Raw genomic sequence first — 14,262 nt, forward strand, 5'->3', positions numbered from 1 at the left:
GGTATCGACTATGTAAGGTTGGTAAGATCGATATCCAGCTTCAAAGATTCCAAGGCCGGCTTGGCGAACAGGTAGCCCTGCATCAGGTTCACGCCCAGGTCGCGCAGGGTCTTGGCCTCATCGGCGGTCTCGATGCCCTCGGCGATGGGGGTGATGGCGAGATCCTCGCACACCGCGAGGATCGCCTTGACGATGCTGCGCCGGGCGCGCGCGCTGTCGATGTTGCGGGTCAGCTCCATGTCCAGCTTGATGATGTCGGGCTGGAATTCGGCCAGCAGGTTCAGGCCGGAATAGCCGGAGCCGAAATCGTCGATGGCGGTCAGGAAGCCCTGGCGCTTGTATTCGTTGAAGATGCTTTTGAGGTGGTCGTGGTCCACCACCCGCTCGTTCTCCGTCACCTCGAAGATGATGCGGTCGGTTGGGAAGCCGGTGCGCCGGGCGGCGGCGAGCGTCGCGCGGATGCAGGCCTCCGCCTTGTAGACGGCGTTGGGCAGGAAGTTGATGGACAGGCGGGCGCCGTTCATCGGCAGGGACGAAGCAAGCTCGATGGCCTTGATGCGGCAGGACTGGTCGAAAGCGTAGCGGGTGGAATCGGTCACCTGGCCCAGCACCCAGCCGGCCCCTTGGCCCTGTGTGCCGCGCACCAGCGCCTCATGCGCCCAGACACCACCATTGGCGACGTCGACGATGGGCTGGAACGCCATCGTGAAGTCCAGATCGAGGCGGTCCGCACATTGACCGCCGCACCCACCGTCGCCAAACGCCATCGCCCTACCCCTGTCGGATCGAGAATTGCACTTTCAGGTAGGGAACAATGCCATGAATTTCATCAGACGGAGGTGTGGCAATTGCCACACCTTCCGGTTAGGACTTTCCCCTATTCCGCCGCCATTCGGGTTTCAGCGTTGCGGATTGCCGCCCACACCGATTCCGGCGTCGCCGGCATGTCGATGTGGGTGATGCCGAGGTCGGACAGCGCGTCGACCACCGCGTTGATGATGGCCGGCGGCGCGCCGATGGCCCCGGCCTCGCCGGCGCCCTTCATGCCCAGCATGTTGGTTGTGCTGGGCACGCTGTTCAGCTTCACCTCGATCGGCGGCATGTCGACCGCGCGAGGCATCTGGTAGTCCATGAAGGAGCCGGATAGCAGCTGCCCGTTGTCGGGATCGAACACCACCCGCTCCTGCAGGGCCTGACCCAGCCCCTGCGCCACGCCACCATGGATCTGGCCGATCACCAGCATCGGGTTGATGACCGTGCCGAAATCGTCGACGACGCTGTAGCGCAGCACCTCGACGATACCGGTGGCGGGGTCGATCTCCACCTCCGCGATGTGGCAGCCGTTGGGGAAGGTGCTGGCCGGCGGGGTCCAGCGCGCCATCTCGGAGAAGGCGACGCCGCCCGTGCCGGCCGCCGCCTTGGCCGCGACCTCCTTCAGCGATACCGAGCGGTCGGTGCCGACGATGGTGAAGCGGCCGTCGGCGAACTCCACGTCCACCTCGGCGGTTTCCAGCAGGTCGGCGGCGACGCTGGTCGCTGCCTTCACCACCTTGGCCGCCCCCTCCGCCAGCGCCGAGCCGCCAACGGGGACGGAACGCGAGCCGCCGGTGCCGGCGCCCCAGCTGACGCGGTCGGTGTCGCCTTGCACCACCTCCACGTCTTCCGGTGGGACGCCCAGCCGGTCGGCGAGGATCTGCTTGTAGGCGGTCTCGTGGCCCTGGCCGTTGGTCTGGGTGCCGATCATCAGCACCACCTTGCCGTCGCCGTTGACCTGGACGGTCGCCTGCTCCGGCCCGCCGCCTGAACAGGCTTCGATGTAGGTGGACAGTCCGGCGCCGCGCAGCTTTCCACGGGCCTTCGCTTCCGCCTTGCGGGCGGGCAGGCCGGCCATGTCGGCGAGGATCAGGCCGTCTTCCAGATTCTGGACGAACTCGCCGGTGTCATAGACCTGCCCCATCGGCGTGGCATAGGGCATCGCCGTCGGCGGGATGAAGTTGCGCCGCCGGATCTCCGCCGGGCCGAGGCCGGTGACGCGGCCGGCATGGTCGATCAGCCGTTCCAGCAGATAAGCCGCTTCCGGACGGCCGGCGCCGCGATAGGCGTCCACCGGCTGGGTGTTGGTGAAGACGCCCTTCACCCGCACATATACGGCCGGCGTCTTGTAGGAGCCGACCAGCATCGCCGACCCGGCATCGGTCGGGATGAAGGGACCGTAGTTGGACAGGTAGGCGCCGAGATTGGCGACGGTATCGACCCGCAGGCCCAGGAAATGGCCGTCAGCGTCGAGCGCAAGGCGCGCCTTGCTGACATGGTCGCGGCCGTGATCGTCGCTGATGAAGCCCTCGATCCGGTCGGCGGCCCATTTGACCGCGCGGTTCAGCCGGCGGGCGGCGAACAGGCAGGCGACATATTCCGGATAGTTGAACAGCTTCATGCCGAAGCCGCCGCCGACATCGGTGGTCAGCACGCGGATTCGCTGCTCGGGCTCGTTCAGGATCTTGGCGAACTGCTTCTGCAGGCCGTGCACGCCCTGGCTGGTGACGTAGATCAGCAGCCGGCCGGGACCGCCGTCGGCACCGGCTTCGACGCCGGCGACGCAGGCGCGCCCCTCCATCGGGTTGGCGACGACGCGGTTGTTGACCAGCTCCAGCTCAACGACGCGATGGGCGCCGGAGAGCGCGGCCTCCACCGCCGCCTCGTCGCCGGTGTCCCAGTCGAAGCAGAGGTTGTTCGGCGCGTCGTCCCATACCAGCGGACGACCGGGCTCCAGCGCCGCCAGCGTGCCGGTGACGGGCTCGCGGTCCTCGTAATCGACCATCACCAGTTCGGCGGCCTCGCGCGCGGCCTCCAGCGTTTCGGCCACCACCATGGCGACCGGATCGCCGACATGGCGGGCGAAGCCGCGGACCAGCGCCGGGCGTGGGGTGCGGACATAGTTCGACCCGTCGCGCTGCTTCAGCACCGCCTGACAGGGGATCATGCCGACATTCTCGGCGTCGAGATCGGCGATGGTGTACACCGCCAGCACGCCGGGCTGGGCCAGCGCGTCGGACGTGTCGATGGCGCCGATGGCGGCGAAGGCGTGGGGCGAGCGGACGAAGGCCGCATAGGCCTGTCCGGGGAGGGACACGTCGTCGGTGTAGCGGCCGCCGCCGGTCAGCAGCCGGGCGTCTTCGGTGCGCGGAACCGCCTGTCCGATGCCGAACTTCATGGGTGAACTCCCGCCTTCCGGTTCGATGCGATTGTTGTGCCCCGCGAAGATAGGCCGGCTTAAGCGTCAGGGAAACCCCGACGGGCGACATGGGTGACGGTTGTCCGCTGCAAGGATTGTCGGATGGACCCGCAAGGACAGGGGCAAACGGCTGGCGCAATCGACCATCAAGGGCCATATTTCAGGACATGTGTGGACGCATGCTTCTCACCACCCCGGTCAGCGAGGTCCAGCGCGTGTTCGGCGTGCCCGAACGGCCGAACCTGATGCCGCGGTGGAATATCGCCCCGACGCAGGACATCCCCGTCATCCGTCGCGAGGAGGACGGCCGCCATCTGGCGATGGTCCGCTGGGGGCTGGTGCCGCCCTGGGCCGACGATCCAGCCATCGGTGGGCGGATGATCAACGCGCGCGGGGAATCGGTGACCGACAAGCCGGCCTTCCGCGATGCCTTCCGCAAGCGCCGCTGCCTGGTTCCGCTGGACGGGTTTTATGAATGGACCAGTGTGGGGGAGGGGGCGAAGCCGCGCAAGCAGGGCCACGTCATCCGTCGCCGCGACCGCGGCCTGTTCGCGCTGGCCGGATTGTGGGAGCGCTGGCGCGGGCCGAAGGGCGCGCCGCCGCTCGACCCGCCGCTGGAGACCGCGACGGTGGTGACGACGGCGACCAACGCGACCCTGTCCTTCCTGCATGACCGCATGCCGGTGGTTCTCGACCCCGCTGATTGGGACACATGGCTCGATCCGTCGACCCCGCTGCCGGTGCTGGAGGGGCTGATCCGCTCCGCGCCGGAGGAATGGCTGGATGTGGTGCCGGTGGGGCCGAAGGTGAACAGCGTGCGCAACGACGACTGCTCCTGCCTGGATCCGCCGCAGGATACCGCTCCGGTGAAGGCGACGGGCAAGCCGGGCGATGATGACCAGCCGAGCCTGTTCTAAGACGATGCAGATGATGGTGGCGGGGCCGGGAAAGGGGCTGCTGCTGGCGGCCTTGCTGGCCCTGGCGGCACCGGTCGCCGCGCAGACCAATCAGGCGGCCAAGGGGCGCGGCCCCATCGCCAACACGCCGGACCAGACCATCAAGGGCACCGCCATGGCGGTGGAGGGCGACCTGCTGACCATCAACGGCACCGCGGTCCGGCTGATGGGCATCGACGCGCCGGACCCGGGGCAGAAATGCAGGAACCGCTACGGTCACGAACTGGACTGCTTCAAGGTTGCCACTGCCGTGCTCGCCAACATGGTGAAGGGCGAGGAGGTGACCTGCACCGTCACCGAACAGGACCGCACCGGCGAGAAGAAGGGCGAATGCCGCGTGCGCGGCGTCGATCTGGGGGCGGCGATGGTGTCGCGCGGCTGGGCCTTTCAATATGCCAGCCTGTCGCCGGCCTACCAGAAGGGCGAGGCCTATGCCCAGAGCAAGCGCATGGGGCTGTGGGCCGGGCAGGTGGAAAAGCCCTGGCAATGGCGCAGCCGGCAGCTTCGCGAGACGGCCAAGTGATCGGATCCCGCCTGCCGGTTGCGCTGTGCCGGCCGCAAAGACTCTATGGCCCGTTGGCGGCCGGCACCCCCATTTCCCATTCGACCGCCGCGCCGTCCATGATAGCATTCGAATGGAACGAATGACGATCTCCAGAAGGCGATTTCCAAAGCCGGGCCTGTGGCTGACATCAATCGACAGGGGCCGCGCGTTTCCCCGGTGAACGGTTCGAGAGGCGCGATTCCAGAGCGGCAATTCCCGTCGGGGAGCGGAGTCACGGGTATGCTCGTTTACGAATGCGAATTGTTCGAAGTGGTTCCGGTGCTGCGTCGCTATGCGCGGGCGCTGACCGGCACGACTGATCGTGGCGACGCGCTGGTGACCCGCTGTGTTGAGGCCGCGATGATGGCGCCCTCGCGCTTCGGTCTGGACCGTGGCGGCGACGGGGCGCGGATGTCGATGTATGCGTTGCTGAACCTGCTGTTCGACCGTTCGGAGGATTTCGGCCCGGCCGGCCGGCCGCTGCCCTCGCCGCACCCCATCGAACGCGCCCTTGCCGAACTGCCGGAGGCCGATCGCCGTCTGTATCTGCTGACCGCGCTGGAAGGCCTCAGCCTGCCGCAGGCGGCGAAGGTGCTGCAGCTGCGGCCGGGAGAGGCGATCGAGAGGTTGAAGACCGCCCGTGCGCGGGTGCGCGGCGCCATGGTCCAGCGGGTGATGGTGGTGGAGGACAACGCCCTCCTGGCGATGGAATTAGGGGCGCTGGTCGCCGAGATGGGGCATGTCGTCTGCGGGACCGCCGGCAACGAGCCGGAGGCTTTGGCCCTGATGAAGGCGGAAAAGCCGACACTGGCCCTGCTGGACGTCCGGCTGGCCGATGGCGGCAGCGGGATCGAGATTGCACGGCGGCTGAAGCGCGTGCGAGATCTGCGCACCATCTTCGTCACCGCCTTCGACGACGACATCCAGGCCGGCGATGCCCGCCATCTCGGGCAGATCGTCCGGAAGCCCTTCACCAACGCCGGCATCCAGGCCGCCATCTCCCGCGCCATCTTCATGCCGCAGCCGGTGGCGCTGGCGTAACGTCGCCGATCCGGCCAGGAATAAGGACACACGGAAAAGGGACCGCCGGCCGACCGGTGGTCCCTTTGTCCTGTACTGTTATGTCGCGACCGGCCTTCAATCAGGCCGATCCGTACCACAGCCGTCGCCTTAGACCGTCGTCCGCCGGCCGGCGATCATGCGGTAGATGGCCAGGATGACGACGGCGCCGACGATGGCGCCGATGAAGCCCGCTCCCTCGCCAGGCCGATACCAGCCGACGGCGGCGCCCAGATATGTCGCGACGAAAGCGCCGGCGATGCCCAGCAGGGTGGTGATGATGAAGCCGCCCGGATCGCGACCCGGCATCAGGAACTTGGCGACGATGCCGGCGAGAAAGCCGATGATGATCGTCCAGAGAATGCCCATGGTGATTTCCCTTCCGTTGCGGGACCGTCTTCCCATGCCCAATAACGGGCAGAGACGCATTTGGTTCTCGCAGATGCGTGATCTTTTAGGGTGACTCGCCTTCGGGTAACCGAAACCCGGCCGGGAACCTTTCCGGGGCCGGCCCTGTTCTCCGCATCACGTTTCAGGCGTTGCACTGCGGTGCCGCCACGGACGACTGTTAGGAGACGCGTTATGAACAAGACCTTCATTTTCACCGCTGTGGGTGCCGTTCTGCTGTCGACCGGCGCGATGGCCCAGGTGGCCGGTTCCGCGACGACGCCGCAGGCCGGCTCCAGCTATACGATGGGCGGGACGACCGGCGTGCCGCCGCTGAACGCGCCGGCCCGCGGCCTGCCGATCACCGACACGGCGCAGGGTGGCAAGGTCGTCGTACTGGGCGAGAGCATCGGTGAACGCCAGCTGGCCGAACGACAGCGGGCGGAGAGCATGACCCCGCCCGTCACCTATTCCGGGTCGAGCGCCGGGACCTACGGCTACAGCAACTCCGGTTCCAGCTATACCGCTCCCAGTTATACCGCTCCGGGCTATTCCGGCACCGGATCGCAGACGGAAGGCAACATGAGCACGCGCGGTATGAATGGCGGTGCGCCCTATACGCCGCCGACCCGCTGACCCATGCCTGCCGGCCGGACTGTAACCAGTCCGGCCTGAAACGAAGCGGCCCCGCAACGCTTCTCCTATCCGGGGGAGCGTTGCGGGGCCGTCGGCATTTATTCGAACGGTTCGTTCAACGCAGCGCGCGGATGTTGGCGGCATACTGCTCCGGACCGCCGGTGAAGGTGGCGGTGCCGGCAACCAGCACGTCGGCGCCGGCCTCGATCGCCAGACGGGCGGTCTCCGGGTTGATGCCGCCGTCCACCTCCAGGTCGATCTGCTTGCCGAGCGCGTCGATGCGGGCGCGCAGGTCGCGGATCTTCGGAAGCTGGCTCTTGATGAAGCTCTGGCCGCCGAAGCCGGGGTTGACCGTCATCACCAGGACGAGGTCGATGTCCTCCAGCACATGCTGGATCGCGTCCACCGGGGTGGCCGGGTTCAGCGAGACGCCGGCCTTCTTGCCCAGCGACTTGATCAGCTGGATGGTGCGGTGCAGGTGCGGGCCGGCCTCCGGATGGACGGTGATGATGTCGGCGCCGGCCTTGGCGAAGTCCGGAATGAACAGGTCCACCGGCGAGATCATCAGGTGGACGTCGAAGACCTTGGCGGAGTGCGGACGCAGCGCCTTCACCACGCCCGGCCCGATGGTGAGGTTCGGCACGAAATGGCCGTCCATCACGTCGATGTGGATGTAGTCGGCGCCGGCGGCGTCGACCGCGCGGACCTCCTCGCCCAGCCGGGCGAAATCGGCGGAGAGAATCGAGGGGGAAATCTTCACGGCGCGCATGGGGCTTTCCTGGGGCAGGGAGTGATGAAGAGGGGCTGATTCGCCGCACTTCCTATCACGGGGCCGCAACGCAAGTCATGACATGATGTGGATGGCCGTCATGCCTCAACGGTGCGGATTGCACCGTTTACGCTTTACCGCAACCGCGAAGCGTTGTATCCGTTGGAATATAGGTCAGGCATCGAATTCGGCAGGAGGTGGCGATGGTCGGGAAGGATAGGAAGTTCGGGCTCCGCGGTTTTTCGGTGACGGTTTCGGCGGTCGTCCTGGGCATCGGCCTGACGGTCGCGGCACCGGCGGCGATGGCGCAGGACGTGCTGGTTCTGGCGGCGGCTTCGACCAAGAACGCGGTGGAAAAGCTGGCGGAGCAGTTCAAGGCGAAGACCGGGGCCGCCGTGACTTCGTCGTTTGCCGCCTCGTCGGCGCTGGCCAAGCAGATCGAGAATGGCGCCCCGGCCGACATCTTCATCTCGGCCGATCTCGACTGGATGGACTATCTGCAGAAGCGCGATCTCATCAAGACCGACAGCCGGGTGAATTTGCTTGGCAACGAACTGGTGGTGGTGGTGCCGAAGGGTTCGCCCTTGAAGCCGGATCTGTCCAAGGGCGGCAAGCTGGCGGACCAGCTGGGCGACGGGCGGCTCGCCACCGGCGACCCGTCGAACGTTCCGGTCGGGAAGTACGCCAAGGCGGCGCTGGAGTCGCTGGGCCAATGGACGGCGGTCGAACCGAAGCTGGCGCGGGCCGACAGCGTGCGCGCCGCGCTGGTGCTGGTCAGCCGGGGCGAGGTGCCGCTGGGCATCGTCTATCGCACCGACGCCGCCGTCGATCCGGGGGTGGAGGTCGCCGCGACCTTCCCGCCCGACAGCTATCCGGCGATCACCTATCCGGCGGCTTTGGTGGCGTCGTCGAAGAGTCCGGCGGCCGTTGCCCTCCTCGATTACATGAAATCGCCGGACGGCATGGCGGTTTGGAAGGAATTCGGCTTCGTTCCGGCACCCAAGGCACCGTAAGCTCTGCCGCATGGAACTCCTGACGCCGATGGAAACCACCGCGTTGCTGCTGAGCCTGCGTGTCGCGGGCGTCGCCATCGCGTTGGGATTGCCGGTGGCCGTGCTCGCCGCGTGGGTGCTCGGCCGTTATTCCTTTCCGGGCAAGACGCTGGTCGATGGACTGGTCCATCTGCCGCTGGTCCTGCCGCCCGTGGTCACCGGCTACATCCTGCTGGTGACCATGGGAACCAAGGGGGTGGTCGGCGGCTGGCTCTACCAGACTTTCGGCATCAAGCTGATCTTCACGGCGGAAGGGGCGTCGCTGGCGGTGGCGGTGACCTCCTTTCCGCTGATGGTGCGGGCGATCCGCCTGTCGGTGGAGGCCATCGACAGCGGGCTGGAGGCGGCGGCGCGCACGCTGGGCGCCGGGCCGGTCGACCGCTTCTTCACCATCCTGCTGCCGCTGATGGCGCCGGGCCTGCTGTCTGGCGCCATCGTCGCCTTCGCCGCCGCGATGGGCGAATTCGGTGCCGTCATCACCTTCGTGTCCAACATCCCCGGCAAGACGCAGACCCTGCCGCTGGCGATCTATGCCGCGACGCAGGAACCGGGCGGCGACGCGGTGGCGGCGCGGCTGGCGGCGATTTCCTTCGGCGTGGCGCTGATGGCGCTGATGCTGTCGGAGTTTCTGGCAAACCGGGTTCGCCGCCTGATCGGGCAGGTCTGAGCATGCTGGACCTGCACATTCGCCAGAGACTGGGCGCCTTCACGCTCGACATCGCCTTCACCGCAGAGGAACGCGGGGTCACGGCGCTGTTCGGCCGCTCCGGCTCCGGCAAGACGTCGGTCATCAACGCAATCGCCGGGCTGAGGCGGCCCGATGCCGGGCACATCCGCATCGGCGACACCGTGTTCTTCGACAGCGTCCGGCGCATCGACGTTCCGGTGGAAAAGCGGCGCATCGGCTATGTCTTCCAGGAGTCGCGGCTGTTTCCGCACATGACGGTGCGCAGCAACCTGCAATACGGGCTGCGCCGCGTGCCCGCCGGGGAGCGGCGCATCGCATTCGAACCGGTGGTGGACCTGCTGGGGCTGGGCCATCTGCTGGACCGCCGGCCGCGCGGCCTGTCCGGCGGCGAGAAACAGCGGGTCGCCTTCGGCCGCGCACTGCTGGCACAGCCGCGCCTGCTGCTGATGGACGAGCCGATGGCATCGCTCGACGCCGCCCGCAAGGCGGAGATCATGCCGTATATCGAGCGGCTGCGCGACGAGATGAATATCCCCATCGTCCTGGTCAGCCACGCGCTGGACGAGGTGGTGCGGCTCGCCACCACGATGGTGCTGATCGCGGAGGGCAGGGTGCGCGCGGCCGGGCCGGTCGGTACGGTGATGGGCCGGCTGGACTTGTCGGCGGTGACCGGCGCGCAGGATGCCGGCGCGGTGCTGGACCTGACGGTCGAGCGTCACGTTCCGGAGGACGGGCTGTCGGTGCTGGCTTTCGACGGCGGGCGCCTGACGGTGCCGCAGATCGACCGCCCGCCCGGCGCGGCGGTGCGGCTGCACATCCACGCCCGCGACGTCATCATCGCCTTGCAGCCGCCGAGCGGCGTCAGCCTGCGCAACACGCTGACCGCGACCGTGGCGGAGGTGGCGGAGTCCGGGCCATCGTCGGCCGATGTGCGGCTGGCCGTTGGCGGGTCGTTCCTGATCGCGCGCATCACGCGGGCGGCCGTGCGCGAACTGGAACTGGCGCCCGGCCGCCTGGTGGTGGCGCTGGTCAAGGGCATCGCTTTCGAGCCGGACAGCAGCGGCGAAGCATCGGACCGGCGGAAGCGGGTGGTGGACGTGTGACCGTCCACCGTGTCCCGCCTTATCGGCTTTCGTCCTTATTGGGTGCCCGACGGGGCGGGGGAGCCGCCGGTGCTGGCGCCGCCGCCGGCCGAACCACCGGCGGTCGAGCCGCCCGGCACGGTGCGGGTGGACCCGCTGGTCTCGTTCATCGAATTGCCGGAGGTGCCGCCTTGCATCGGAACGCCGGTCGAAGGTGGCGGCACAGTGGTGGACCCGCTGCTCGACCCGCTGCTGGTGGTCGGACTGGTCTGGTTCGCCGCATTGGAGTTCTGGGCGTTTTGGTCGTCGCAGGCCGCCAGACCCAGAAGCAGGGCGGGCAGGGCCACGATCAGGAACTTGCTGCGCATGGGGTATCGCTCCTCAGCCAGTGGGCGGCGCCATCGGCGGAATCGCCTGTGCGAGCCCGCAAGGGACTCGCGGCTTTGGCCAAGCGGCGCCGTGTGGGTCCAAACACGCCACCGCCGGTTTCATTCCATGCACCTTCGCTCTATGCCGGGTGGCTGGCTGTACCGATGAGCGGGTGCATCGCCCGGTCGGACGCCCGATTACCGATGAGAACTTTACCAGAACATCCTCTCGACTTGTGGCTTGGGCGTGACGAATACCCATTACTGGGTTGCGCAAAGATCACGAAGCTTTTGCGACTTGGCTGTTCCATCTTTTTCGTTTGACCGGTGGAAAGCCGCTGTGATTCCATCGTGCCACCATGACGATGATCGCCGACCTCACCGATACGCTCGCCCGCGCCGCCAAAAGCGCGATCCGCCAAGCAATCATGCCGGCGCTGTGCGCCTGCGTGGTCGCTTATTTCGCCTACTACGCGATCCATGGCGATCGCGGATTGGTGGCGATGAAGCAGATCCAGGGGGAAATCGCCCAGGCCGAAGGGGTCCTCAACCAGCTCCGCACCGAGCGGGAAGATATGGAACGGCGCGCCCAGCTGCTGCGCGGCGACGGTCTCGACCGCGACATGCTGGAGGAGCGGGCGCGGCTGATGCTGAATTTCGCCAACCCGCGCGACGTCATCGTCAAGCTGCCCAAGCTGGCTGATCCCGAGGGTGCCTCCACGCAGAAGTAAGGGGATATCAGCCGATTAACCGAATCGCGGTTAATCTAAAATAGCGCTGCAAAAACAGACGTTTGCGCAGACCCAGAAGCTCGTGTAGTGTGCGCGCCATATTCGCTTCCGGTGCGGGCTCTCGCACGCCCGCAACGCGCGGCGGCAAGGGGTGTTGAAAAAGACCTTTGCCGCTTGAACCCTGGGGAGGAATCATGGCCGCGTCCCGACGCCGTTCCACCAAGGCGCAGACCGACACCGCGCCCGCTCAAGCCGTCTCGTCCGAAGAGCTTCTTCATTACTATCGCGAAATGCTGCTGATCCGCCGCTTCGAAGAGAAGGCGGGCCAGCTGTACGGCATGGGCCTGATCGGCGGCTTCTGCCATCTCTACATCGGCCAGGAAGCCGTTGTGGTCGGCGTCCAGGCCGCCCTGAAAGAAGGCGATGACGTCATCACCAGCTACCGTGACCACGGCCACATGCTGGCCTGCGGCATGGAAGCCAAGGGCGTGATGGCCGAGCTGACCGGCCGCATTGGGGGCTACTCCAAGGGCAAGGGCGGCTCGATGCACATGTTCAGCCGCGAGAAGAATTTCTACGGCGGTCACGGCATCGTCGGCGGCCAGGTTCCGCTCGGCACCGGTCTGGCCTTTGCGCACAAGTACCTCAACGACGGCGGCGTGTCCGCGGTCTATTGCGGCGACGGCGCGATCAACCAGGGCCAGGTGTACGAGAGCTTCAACATGGCGGCGCTTTGGAAGCTGCCGGTGTTGTTCGTCATCGAGAACAACAAGTACGCCATGGGCACCTCGCAGGAGCGCGCCTCCGCCGGTGAACTGCATCAGCGCGGCGCCGCGTACGGCATCCCCGGCTATCAGGTCAACGGGATGGACGTGCTCGAGGTGAAGGCCGCCGCCGACAAGTGGGTGAACTACATCCGCGAAGGTAACGGCCCGGTCATCCTCGAGATGAAGACCTACCGCTACCGCGGCCACTCCATGTCCGATCCGGCCAAGTACCGGACGAAGGAGGAGGTCGAGAAGATGCGGTCGGAGTCCGATCCCATCGACCAGCTGAAGTCGAAGCTGCTGGCCGGCGGCCATACCGACGAGGACAAGCTGAAGGAGATCGATCGCGCGGTGAAGGCGATCGTCACCGAATCGGCCGAGTTCGCGCAGCAGAGCCCCGAGCCCGATCCGTCGGAGCTGTGGACCGACATCCTGGTCGAGAGCTGACCGTCGTCCACCGTCTGGTCCTGACGTCAACGAAAAGCAGGAGCGGCGCCAGAGAAACGGGTTGCCCCCATATCGGGGTGAAGCAGCCGGTTCCCCGCGCCGCCGGAGGTTGAGGAATGCCGATCGAAGTGCTGATGCCGGCCCTGTCGCCCACCATGACCGAGGGCAAGCTGGCGAAATGGGTGAAGAAGGAAGGCGACACGGTGAAGTCCGGCGACGTTCTCGCCGAGATCGAGACCGACAAGGCCACCATGGAAGTCGAAGCGGTCGATGAAGGCCGCGTCGGCAAGATCCTGGTGCCAGAAGGCACCGACAATGTCGCGGTGAACACCCCCATCGCCATCCTGCTGGAAGAGGGTGAGGACGAGAGCGCGCTGTCCAAGGGTGGCAACGCCCCGGCCGCCGCCGCTCCGGCCAACGCCGCCCCCGCCTCGGAAGAGACCAAGGCCGCCCCGTCGGCGGTGCAGGCCCCGGCCCCGGCCCCGGCGCCGACCGTGCCGGCCGCTCCGGTGTCTGCTCCGGATTCGGATGAGGACAAGTTCTTCGCCAAGACGGTGAAGAAGACGGTCCGCGAGGCTCTCCGCGACGCGATGGCCGAGGAAATGCGCCGTGACGAGAAGGTCTTCGTCATGGGCGAGGAGGTCGCGCAGTACCAGGGCGCCTACAAGGTGACCCAGGGACTGCTGCAGGAGTTCGGCGAGCGTCGCGTCATCGATACGCCCATCACCGAGATCGGCTTCGCCGGTCTGGGCGTCGGCGCCTCCTTCAAGGGGCTGAAGCCGATCGTCGAGTTCATGACCTTCAACTTCGCCATGCAGGCGATCGACCACATCATCAACTCCGCCGCCAAGACGCTCTACATGTCCGGCGGCCAGATGGGTAGCCCGATCGTCTTCCGCGGCCCGAACGGCGCCGCCGCCCGCGTGGCGGCCCAGCATTCGCAGTGCTATGCCTCGTGGTACGCCCACTGCCCGGGCCTGAAGGTGGTCTCGCCCTGGTCGGCGGCCGACGCCAAGGGCCTGCTGAAGGCGGCGATCCGCGATCCGAACCCGGTCGTCTTCCTGGAGAACGAGATTCTCTACGGCCAGAGCTTCGACGTACCGGAGGACGAGGAATTCGTCCTGCCGATCGGCAAGGCCAAGATCGAGCGTCAGGGCAAGGACGTTACGATCACCGCCTTCTCGATCATGGTCGGCCATGCGCTGGCTGCGGCGGAGGAACTGGCGAAGGAAGGCATCGACGCGGAGGTCATCAACCTGCGCACGATCCGTCCGCTGGACACCGCCACCATCGTGAACAGCGTCAAGAAGACCAACCGTCTCGTCTCCGTCGAGGAAGGCTGGCCCTTCGCCGGCATCGGTTCGGAAATGTGCGCGCTGATGATGGAGCAGGCGTTCGACTATCTCGACGCCCCGGTGGCCCGCGTGGCCGGCCTGGACGTGCCGATGCCCTACGCCGCCAACCTGGAAAAGCTGGCGCTGCCGCAGGTCGCCGACATCGTCAAGGCCGCCAAGCAAGCCTGCTATCGTTGAGAGGAGGGCTGA

General features: G+C 66.9%; 15 protein-coding genes. 10 read left to right on the plus strand and 5 right to left on the minus strand.

What is annotated here, in order from left to right; translation table 11 throughout:
- Positions 1-8 precede the first annotated feature (8 nt).
- Positions 9-704, minus strand: coding sequence for an EAL domain-containing protein (locus FZ938_RS01475; protein WP_211101029.1), 696 nt, complete (start codon positions 702-704; stop codon positions 9-11).
- Positions 705-877: 173 nt separating this feature from the next.
- Complete coding sequence (locus tag FZ938_RS01480; protein WP_149196944.1) at positions 878-3,211, minus strand: xanthine dehydrogenase family protein molybdopterin-binding subunit; 2,334 nt, start codon at positions 3,209-3,211, stop codon at positions 878-880.
- Between the two features lie 200 nt (positions 3,212-3,411).
- Here FZ938_RS01480 and FZ938_RS01485 point away from each other — a divergent pair, with 200 nt between their 5' ends.
- The 3 genes from FZ938_RS01485 (at position 3,412) to FZ938_RS01495 (ending at position 5,773) form a co-directional block, all read left to right on the plus strand.
- The gene (locus FZ938_RS01485; protein WP_149196945.1) at positions 3,412-4,149 is read left to right on the plus strand and encodes an SOS response-associated peptidase; all 738 of its coding nucleotides are present in this window, start codon (positions 3,412-3,414) and stop codon (positions 4,147-4,149) included.
- The gene (locus tag FZ938_RS01490; protein ID WP_246457417.1) at positions 4,124-4,711 is read left to right on the plus strand and encodes a thermonuclease family protein; all 588 of its coding nucleotides are present in this window, start codon (positions 4,124-4,126) and stop codon (positions 4,709-4,711) included. The genes FZ938_RS01485 and FZ938_RS01490 overlap by 26 nt, the downstream gene beginning before the upstream one ends.
- Before the next feature lie 261 nt (positions 4,712-4,972).
- Positions 4,973-5,773 carry a response regulator gene (locus tag FZ938_RS01495; protein WP_149196946.1) on the plus strand — a complete coding sequence of 267 codons (801 nt, stop codon included), beginning with the start codon at positions 4,973-4,975 and terminating at the stop codon, positions 5,771-5,773.
- Positions 5,774-5,902: 129 nt separating this feature from the next.
- Here the strand turns inward: FZ938_RS01495 and FZ938_RS01500 are convergent, their stop codons facing one another.
- A complete protein-coding gene (locus FZ938_RS01500) occupies positions 5,903-6,160 on the minus strand; it encodes a GlsB/YeaQ/YmgE family stress response membrane protein (protein ID WP_109049913.1) in 258 nt (85 codons plus the stop codon).
- A 213-nt stretch (positions 6,161-6,373) separates the two neighbouring features.
- Between FZ938_RS01500 and FZ938_RS01505 the strand changes: the two genes are divergently transcribed.
- Positions 6,374-6,814, plus strand: a complete 441-nt coding sequence (locus tag FZ938_RS01505; RefSeq protein WP_149196947.1) for a hypothetical protein — start codon at positions 6,374-6,376, stop codon at positions 6,812-6,814.
- A 115-nt stretch (positions 6,815-6,929) separates the two neighbouring features.
- Here FZ938_RS01505 and rpe read toward each other — a convergent pair whose 3' ends face one another.
- The gene (gene rpe, locus FZ938_RS01510) at positions 6,930-7,583 is read right to left on the minus strand and encodes a ribulose-phosphate 3-epimerase (RefSeq protein ID WP_085089452.1); all 654 of its coding nucleotides are present in this window, start codon (positions 7,581-7,583) and stop codon (positions 6,930-6,932) included.
- 203 nt (positions 7,584-7,786) lie between these two features.
- On the opposite strand from rpe, the gene modA reads away from it, so the two are divergent.
- The 3 genes from modA to modC are packed head-to-tail and all read left to right on the plus strand — an operon-like array spanning position 7,787 to position 10,426.
- A complete protein-coding gene (gene modA / locus FZ938_RS01515; RefSeq protein WP_149196948.1) occupies positions 7,787-8,596 on the plus strand; it encodes a molybdate ABC transporter substrate-binding protein in 810 nt (269 codons plus the stop codon).
- A 10-nt stretch (positions 8,597-8,606) separates the two neighbouring features.
- On the plus strand, positions 8,607-9,302 hold the full coding sequence (gene modB / locus FZ938_RS01520; protein WP_149196949.1) for a molybdate ABC transporter permease subunit: 696 nt from the start codon (positions 8,607-8,609) through the stop codon (positions 9,300-9,302).
- Between the two features lie 2 nt (positions 9,303-9,304).
- Entirely contained in the window at positions 9,305-10,426 is a 1,122-nt protein-coding gene (gene modC, locus FZ938_RS01525; RefSeq protein WP_149196950.1) for a molybdenum ABC transporter ATP-binding protein, read from the plus strand.
- A gap of 35 nt (positions 10,427-10,461) precedes the next feature.
- Here the strand turns inward: modC and FZ938_RS01530 are convergent, their stop codons facing one another.
- Positions 10,462-10,773, minus strand: a complete 312-nt coding sequence (locus FZ938_RS01530) for a hypothetical protein (protein ID WP_149196951.1) — start codon at positions 10,771-10,773, stop codon at positions 10,462-10,464.
- A 359-nt stretch (positions 10,774-11,132) separates the two neighbouring features.
- On the opposite strand from FZ938_RS01530, the gene FZ938_RS01535 reads away from it, so the two are divergent.
- The 3 genes from FZ938_RS01535 to FZ938_RS01545 all read left to right on the plus strand — a co-directional run bounded on the left by FZ938_RS01535 (position 11,133) and on the right by FZ938_RS01545 (position 14,250).
- Positions 11,133-11,504: an FtsB family cell division protein gene (locus FZ938_RS01535; protein ID WP_174757288.1), complete on the plus strand. Its 372-nt coding sequence runs from the start codon at positions 11,133-11,135 to the stop codon at positions 11,502-11,504.
- Positions 11,505-11,698: 194 nt separating this feature from the next.
- Entirely contained in the window at positions 11,699-12,718 is a 1,020-nt protein-coding gene (pdhA, locus tag FZ938_RS01540; RefSeq protein WP_149196952.1) for a pyruvate dehydrogenase (acetyl-transferring) E1 component subunit alpha, read from the plus strand.
- 116 nt (positions 12,719-12,834) lie between these two features.
- On the plus strand, positions 12,835-14,250 hold the full coding sequence (locus FZ938_RS01545) for a pyruvate dehydrogenase complex E1 component subunit beta (RefSeq protein ID WP_149196953.1): 1,416 nt from the start codon (positions 12,835-12,837) through the stop codon (positions 14,248-14,250).
- Positions 14,251-14,262 lie beyond the last annotated feature (12 nt).

This window comes from Azospirillum oryzae, from assembly GCF_008364795.1.
GTDB classification, from domain to species: domain Bacteria; phylum Pseudomonadota; class Alphaproteobacteria; order Azospirillales; family Azospirillaceae; genus Azospirillum; species Azospirillum oryzae.

Excerpts from the sequence above, each read along its gene's own strand:
- FZ938_RS01475 (WP_211101029.1), bottom strand. The coding sequence starts at position 704 with ATGGCGTTCCAGCCCATCGTCGACGTCGCCAATGGTGGTGTCTGGGCG.
- FZ938_RS01480 (WP_149196944.1), bottom strand. The coding sequence starts at position 3,211 with ATGAAGTTCGGCATCGGACAGGCGGTTCCGCGCACCGAAGACGCCCGG.
- FZ938_RS01485 (WP_149196945.1), top strand. The coding sequence starts at position 3,412 with ATGCTTCTCACCACCCCGGTCAGCGAGGTCCAGCGCGTGTTCGGCGTG.
- FZ938_RS01490 (WP_246457417.1), top strand. The coding sequence starts at position 4,124 with ATGATGACCAGCCGAGCCTGTTCTAAGACGATGCAGATGATGGTGGCG.
- FZ938_RS01495 (WP_149196946.1), top strand. The coding sequence starts at position 4,973 with ATGCTCGTTTACGAATGCGAATTGTTCGAAGTGGTTCCGGTGCTGCGT.
- FZ938_RS01500 (WP_109049913.1), bottom strand. The coding sequence starts at position 6,160 with ATGGGCATTCTCTGGACGATCATCATCGGCTTTCTCGCCGGCATCGTC.
- FZ938_RS01505 (WP_149196947.1), top strand. The coding sequence starts at position 6,374 with ATGAACAAGACCTTCATTTTCACCGCTGTGGGTGCCGTTCTGCTGTCG.
- rpe (WP_085089452.1), bottom strand. The coding sequence starts at position 7,583 with ATGCGCGCCGTGAAGATTTCCCCCTCGATTCTCTCCGCCGATTTCGCC.
- modA (WP_149196948.1), top strand. The coding sequence starts at position 7,787 with ATGGTCGGGAAGGATAGGAAGTTCGGGCTCCGCGGTTTTTCGGTGACG.
- modB (WP_149196949.1), top strand. The coding sequence starts at position 8,607 with ATGGAACTCCTGACGCCGATGGAAACCACCGCGTTGCTGCTGAGCCTG.
- modC (WP_149196950.1), top strand. The coding sequence starts at position 9,305 with ATGCTGGACCTGCACATTCGCCAGAGACTGGGCGCCTTCACGCTCGAC.
- FZ938_RS01530 (WP_149196951.1), bottom strand. The coding sequence starts at position 10,773 with ATGCGCAGCAAGTTCCTGATCGTGGCCCTGCCCGCCCTGCTTCTGGGT.
- FZ938_RS01535 (WP_174757288.1), top strand. The coding sequence starts at position 11,133 with ATGACGATGATCGCCGACCTCACCGATACGCTCGCCCGCGCCGCCAAA.
- pdhA (WP_149196952.1), top strand. The coding sequence starts at position 11,699 with ATGGCCGCGTCCCGACGCCGTTCCACCAAGGCGCAGACCGACACCGCG.
- FZ938_RS01545 (WP_149196953.1), top strand. The coding sequence starts at position 12,835 with ATGCCGATCGAAGTGCTGATGCCGGCCCTGTCGCCCACCATGACCGAG.